Annotated in this window: 6 protein-coding genes; all 6 read left to right on the forward strand. The window is 67.2% G+C overall.

The window, feature by feature from the left end; translation table 11 throughout:
* The first annotated feature begins 255 nt into the window (after nt 1-255).
* Nucleotides 256-1,227 (forward strand): hypothetical protein, encoded by a 972-nt coding sequence (locus AC1D15_RS14495; protein ID WP_477826536.1) that lies wholly within the window; start codon nt 256-258, stop codon nt 1,225-1,227.
* Between the two features lie 144 nt (nt 1,228-1,371).
* A complete protein-coding gene (locus AC1D15_RS14500) occupies nt 1,372-2,592 on the forward strand; it encodes a methyl-accepting chemotaxis protein (RefSeq protein ID WP_477826537.1) in 1,221 nt (406 codons plus the stop codon).
* 27 nt (nt 2,593-2,619) lie between these two features.
* A complete protein-coding gene (locus AC1D15_RS14505) occupies nt 2,620-2,988 on the forward strand; it encodes a response regulator (protein ID WP_047508981.1) in 369 nt (122 codons plus the stop codon).
* Nucleotides 2,985-3,284, forward strand: coding sequence for an STAS domain-containing protein (locus AC1D15_RS14510; RefSeq protein ID WP_465110737.1), 300 nt, complete (start codon nt 2,985-2,987; stop codon nt 3,282-3,284). The genes AC1D15_RS14505 and AC1D15_RS14510 overlap by 4 nt, the downstream gene beginning before the upstream one ends.
* A gap of 22 nt (nt 3,285-3,306) precedes the next feature.
* Nucleotides 3,307-5,433, forward strand: coding sequence for a chemotaxis protein CheA (locus AC1D15_RS14515; RefSeq protein WP_477826538.1), 2,127 nt, complete (start codon nt 3,307-3,309; stop codon nt 5,431-5,433).
* A 44-nt stretch (nt 5,434-5,477) separates the two neighbouring features.
* Nucleotides 5,478-6,328 (forward strand): MCP four helix bundle domain-containing protein (locus AC1D15_RS14520; RefSeq protein ID WP_477826539.1); only part of this gene is annotated, 851 nt, incomplete at its 3' end.

A 6,328-nucleotide genomic window follows, 5' to 3' on the forward strand; every position in this document is an offset into this window, starting at 1 on the left:
AAGGCGTGCTGACCAAGGACACGCACCACACCGTCGTGCGGCTGGCGCCGCCGCTGGTGATCGAGCGGGCGCAGGTCGACGAGGCGGTGGGGGCGCTGCGGCGGGTGCTGCTGGCGATCGATGCGAAGGCGGGGGTGCGGGGCAAGGCTGTCGTGGCCTGAAGGTGCTTCGGCGGGCTGTGTCTGCGGGCGACGGAACGAACGGGCGGTCGCGGTGACAGAGCGTCTGTCAAAACACTGCTCCTGGAGCTCACCGATGTCCGTTCAGACAGTCACAGCCCGTCCTTCCGTGATGTGGGAGCCCATCTCCATCGACGACTACGATGTCTACTCGCGCTTGCATGCGGGGCGGCTTGCGTCGCGCGAGTATGCGAGCGCTGTCCTCTCCATGCTGGTCCGGGGCAGTCAGCTTCCGGCCGGCCTGGTCGACAGGTCCTTTTCGTGGCTGAGGGTCGTGGACCAGGAATTCTGTCGAGGCGAGGGGCTCATCCGGGAACTCGGAACAGATATCGGATTGAAGAGGGATCCCGTGGGAGAGGCCTTGCGTCCGCTGAAGCGGGTCATCAATGAAAGCGAAAGCAAGTTCGGGAGGGCGAACGAAGAGCGCCAGCGCCGTCAAACGATATCGATGGTATGGGCGTCGACCCTCTGCGATGTCAAAGCAAAACTCGATGACGCAAGCAAGCGGGCCTGTTCCAGCCTCCCCCAGCGGCTTCACCAGGAGATCGGTGATTTGATCCGCGACTTTGAAGATGATCTCTGTGGCTACGATTGGCAAGCCTGTTGCGAGACCATGGCAGTGCTGGATCGCCTCGTCACCAGTGAGTTGGTGGTGTCGCCGAACGCGCACTCGCTCGGTCAGCGCAAGTTTCCAGAGAGCCGCCCGCGCGGAAACACCGAGCGCGCCCTGGTGTCATTGAGAACGCTCGCAGTCGACCATGCCGCAACCCTGGTCGAGCGGATGATGCTCCACCCGACACTTTCCGGGGTGCACGAGCAACTCAAGACGGCCGTGGACGTTCTTGAACGAGAGGCGACACGAGCGTCGGCAGATCTGGATGCGGCGATGAATGGGTTGATTTCAGAGTGGATCCGCGGCCTGAGATCGGCTGCGGATGGCGACGACGGAAGGTCGTACTGCAAAACCTTCACAGCATTGCGGCAAACCCTTGCGACATGGATTCACCAAGAGAGGAGTGAACGCCGGGGGACTGCCGAGCCTCTTTGACACGCTGTTCCGCGCCGACACCTTCGGGTTAACCCGAGTCCTTGTTACCGTCTCTTACACGCACTGCGCAAGGCCTGCACAGTTTTTGGCCTGCGCGTCGCACGTCGCGCTTTATTTCCGCGCCGGGCATGCCGACAAGTACGCATGTCCTCCTACAGCCTTCCCTCCGTGCAACAGGCGGCGCCCTCGGTGCCGTCCTCCAGCACCCCACCTTCCCGCCTGTCGCCGAGCGCGTTCGCCTGCACCGCGATGGGCCTGGCCGGCGGCATCGCCACCTGGGCCGCGAGCGGCTGGAACGGCTGGGCGTTGCTGGTCGGCGCCGGCCTCGGCATCGCCGGTGCGCTGTTCGACCGCCGCCAGGCCACGCTGCGCCGCCAGCAGCGTGACGCCACCGCGGCCTTCGTTGCCGGCACCGAGCGGCTCGGCCGCGAACTGCTGCCGGTCTGGGGCGGCCACATCGAAAGCTCGCGCGCGCAGATGGAGAGCGCGATCTCCGAGCTCGCGCTGCGCTTCGGCGGCATCGTCGACAAGCTCGACCAGGCGATGCGCGCCTCCAACCTCGCCGCCGGCAACATGCAGGGCAGCGACCAGGGCCTGGTGGCCGTGTTCGCGCACAGCAGCAAGGAACTGAACGGCGTGCTCGATTCGCTGCGCGCCGCGATGGCCAGCAACGGCGCCATGCACGACGAGGTGCAGAGCCTGAACCGCTTCGTCGCCGAGTTGCAGGAGATGGCCGCCGAGGTCGCCAACATCGCCTCGCAGACCAACCTGCTSGCSMTSAACGCCGCCATCGAGGCCGCGCACGCCGGCGAGACCGGCCGCGGCTTCTCGGTGCTCGCACAAGAGGTGCGCAAGCTGTCGGCCGCCTCCGGCGAGACCGGCCGGCGCATGGCCGACAAGGTGGCGCTGATCGGCGACGCGATCGCCACCGCACGTCGCAGCGCCGACGCGTCGGCCGAGCGCGAGGCCGCGTCCATCGTCGCCTGCGAGACCACCATCAACAGCGTGCTCGGCGGCTTCCACACCGTCACCGATGCGCTGGTCGCATCGGCCGACGTGCTCAAGCGCGAGAGCGTCGGCATCCAGGGCGAGATCGGCGAGGCGCTGGTGCAGCTGCAGTTCCAGGACCGCGTCAGCCAGGTGATGTCGCACGTGCGCCAGAACATCGAGCAGCTGCCGGCCGAGCTGACGCGCAGCCGCGAAGGCTTCGAGCGCGACGGCGTGCTCCAGCCGGTCGACAGCGCCGCACTGCTGGCCCAGCTGGAGAAGACCTACGCGATGGCCGACGAGCGCCAGCTGCACAGCGCGCAAGCCGGGCAGGGCGCGCAGGCCGCGGATGCGAGCGAAGAGATCACTTTCTTTTGACAACGACAGACCGGGAAGCACAACACCATGGCCAAGAACATCCTGATCGTCGACGACTCCGCCTCGGTGCGGCAGGTCGTCAGCATTTCGCTGAAGCAAGCCGGCTACGACGTGATCGAGGGGGTCGACGGCAAGGACGCGCTGAAGCAGCTCACCGGCCAGAAGGTCCACCTGATCATCAGCGACGTCAACATGCCCAACATGGACGGCATCAGCCTCGTGAAGGCGGTCAAGCAGATGCCGGCCTACAAGTTCACGCCGATCGTGATGCTGACCACCGAGTCGCAGGAGGCGAAGAAGAAGGAAGGCCAGGAAGCCGGCGCCAAGGCCTGGGTCGTCAAGCCCTTCAAGCCCGAGCAGCTGCTGGGCGTCGTGCAGAAGCTCGTGCTGCCATGAGCTCTCTGCGCATCGAAGGCGAGCTGACGATCTATCGCGCCGCCGAACTGAAGCAGACGCTGCTCGCCGCCGTGGCGGAGCACGCCGAGCTCGAGGTCGACCTGTCGCAGGTCGGCGAGTTCGACAGCGCCGGGCTGCAGCTGCTGCTGCTGGCCAAGCGCGAAGCCGCTGCCGCCGGTCGCACGCTGCGCCTGGTCGACCACAGCCCGGCCGTCGTCGAGGTGCTGGAGCTGTTCGACCTGGCCGCGCATTTCGGCGATCCGCTGGTCGTCGGCTCCGCGCAGCGCGCTGCCTGACCTCTCCCTGGAAGGCATTCCGATGAACATGGACCAGGCCCTGCAGACCTTCTTCGCGGAAAGCCGCGAGCTGCTGGAAGACATGGAAGCCTCGCTGCTGCGCGTGCGCGAGGAAGACGAGCCGGCCGAGACGATCAATGCGATCTTCCGCGCCGCCCACACCATCAAGGGCTCGGCCGGGCTGTTCGGCCTCGACCAGGTGGTGGCGTTCACGCACGTCGTCGAGAGCGTACTCGACGAGGTGCGCGAAGGCCGCATCGCGGTCGACGAGCCGCTGGTCTCGCTGCTGCTCGCCTGCGGCGACCACATCGGCGCGCTGGTCGATGCGGTCGAGTCCGATCCGAACCAGGTCGACCCGGCGCTGGTGCAGCGCGGCGAGCCGCTGCTGCTGCGCCTGCGCGCGCACCTCGAGCCGTCGTCCGGCGCCGTCGTGGCGGCACCGGCGCCCGCGTTCGAACGCATCGCCGCCAATTCGCACGATGCCGACCTGTGGCACATCTCGCTGCGCTTCGGCCGCGACGTGCTGCGCAACGGCATGGACCCGCTGTCCTTCATCCGCTTCCTCGGCACGCTCGGCCAGGTGGTCGGCATCGTGACGCTGGCCGACGCGCTGCCGCCGGCCGCCGGGATGGACCCCGAGTCCTGCTACCTCGGCTTCGAGATCGCCTTCCGCAGCCAGGCCGACAAGGCGGCGATCGAAGGCGTGTTCGATTTCGTGCTCGACGATTGCACGCTGCGCATCGTGCCGCCGCACAGCCGCATCGGCGACTACATCGACCTCATCAAGGCGATGCCCGAGGAATCGGCGCGCCTGGGCGAGATGCTGGTGCGCTGCGGCACCGTGACCGCCCACGAACTCGAAGCCGCGCTCGCCGCGCAGGCTGAAGCCGTGCCGACCCCGCTGATCGGCACCGTGCTGGTCGAGCAGGGCCGCGTCTCGCCGCCGGTCGTCGAGGCCGCGCTCGAGAAGCAGAAGCGCGTGAAGGACGCGAAGACGCAGGAGAGCCAGTCGATCCGCGTCGACGCCGACAAGCTCGACCACCTGATCAACCTGGTCGGCGAGCTGATCATCGCGTCGGCCGGCGCCAGCCTGATCTCGCGCAAGACGCGCAACAGCGAGCTGCAGGAATGCCACTCGGTGCTGTCCGGCCTGGTCGAGGAGGTGCGCGACAGCGCGCTGCAGCTGCGCATGGTGAAGATCGGTGCCACCTTCAGCCGCTTCCAGCGCGTGGTGCATGACGTGTCGCGCGAGCTCGGCAAGGACATCGGCCTGGTCGTCAACGGCGAGGACACCGAGCTCGACAAGACCGTGGTCGAGAAGATCGGCGACCCGCTGACCCACCTGGTGCGCAACGCGATCGACCACGGCATCGATTCGGCCGAGCTGCGCGCCGCGCGCGGCAAGCCGGCCCGCGGCACGGTGATGCTGAACGCATTCCACGACTCCGGCAGCATCGTGATCGAGGTCAGCGACGACGGCGGCGGCCTGAACCGCGAGAAGATCCTCGCGAAGGCCGTCGAGCGCGGCCTGGTCGAGGCCGGCCGCACGCTGAGCGATGCCGAGATCTACGGGCTGATCTTCGAGCCCGGCTTCTCCACCGCCGAGAAGGTGACCAACCTGTCCGGACGCGGTGTCGGCATGGACGTCGTCAAGCGCAACATCGTCGCGCTGCGCGGCAGCGTCGGCATCGCCAGCACGCCGGGCGAGGGCACTACCGTCACGGTGCGGCTGCCGCTCACGCTGGCCATCATCAACGGCTTCCAGATCGGCGTCGGCAAGGCGGTGTTCGTCGTGCCGCTCGACATGGTCGACGAATGCGTCGAGTTCAGCGCGGAGACCGGCCACGACTACACCGACCTGCGCGGCGAGGTGCTGCCGTTCATCCGGCTGCGCGAGTTGTTCGACATCGACGGCCCGCAAAGCGCGCGGCCGAACATCGTCGTCGTCAAGCATGCCGGCCAGAAATTCGGCCTCGTCGTCGACACGCTGCTCGGCGAGGCGCAGACCGTCATCAAGCCGCTGTCGAAGATGTTCGGCCAGGTCCGAGGCATCAGCGGCTCCAGCATCCTGGGCAGCGGCGAGGTCGCGCTGATCCTCGACGTGCCGGCCCTGATGCAGAGCGCCGGCACGCCGGTCGCGGCCGCCTGAGTTCACCAGTTTTTGCCCCACCAGATTCCAGGGAGAACCACACCATGTTCAGCAACTTCAAGATCGGCGTCCGCCTGATCGCGGGCTTCATGCTCGTCGCCTCGATCAGCGCCGTGATCGGCTTCATCGGCATCTCCAACACCAGCCAGATGAACGAGCTGGCCGACAACATGTACACGAAGGAGCTGATGGGGCTCTCGTACATCAAGGAAGCCAACATCAACCTGATCTACATCGGACGCGCCCGTTCGAACTTCCTGCTGGCGAGCACGCAGGCCGAGCGCGACAAGCACATGGCGTCGATCGCGAAGAGCCTGGCGTCGATGAAGGACTACATCGAGAAGGCCAAGCCGCTGTTCGTCAGCGACCGCGCGAAAGAGGTCTTCACCGCGTTCGGCACGCTGTCGGAGGACTACCAGCGCGAGATGCAGCGCGCGCTGACGCTCGCGTCGGCGAAGAAGCTCGCCGACCGCGACGAGGTGCTGGCGCAGTCGCTCGACCTGGTGCGCGACAAGGCCAACAAGCTCGACGAGATGCTCGACGAGCTGATCCGGCAGAAGGAAGAGCGCGCCAAGGCGGCCGCCGAGCACACCGAGGGCCTGTACCGCAGCAGCCGCACCGTGATGATCGGTGCGATCGCCGGCGGCGTGGTGCTGGGCCTGCTGCTCGGCTTCTTCATCAGCCGCAGCGTCAGCAAGCCGCTGGGCCGCGCGGTCGACGCCGCGAACCGGCTGGCCGAAGGCGACCTGACGGTGAAGATCGACGTCACCGGCCGCGACGAGACCGCCCAGCTGCTGCAGGCGATGAAGCACATGGTCGACAAGCTGTCGCAGGTGGTGACCGAGGTGAACAGCGGCGCGGAAGCGCTGGCGGGTGCATCGGAAGAGGTGAGCGC

The organism is Rhizobacter sp. P2_H2, from assembly GCF_056403375.1.

Bases quoted from the DNA above. Each gene is read 5' to 3' on its own strand.
- AC1D15_RS14495 (WP_477826536.1), top strand. From the start codon at position 256: ATGTCCGTTCAGACAGTCACAGCCCGTCCTTCCGTGATGTGGGAGCCC.
- AC1D15_RS14505 (WP_047508981.1), top strand. From the start codon at position 2,620: ATGGCCAAGAACATCCTGATCGTCGACGACTCCGCCTCGGTGCGGCAG.
- AC1D15_RS14510 (WP_465110737.1), top strand. From the start codon at position 2,985: ATGAGCTCTCTGCGCATCGAAGGCGAGCTGACGATCTATCGCGCCGCC.
- AC1D15_RS14515 (WP_477826538.1), top strand. From the start codon at position 3,307: ATGAACATGGACCAGGCCCTGCAGACCTTCTTCGCGGAAAGCCGCGAG.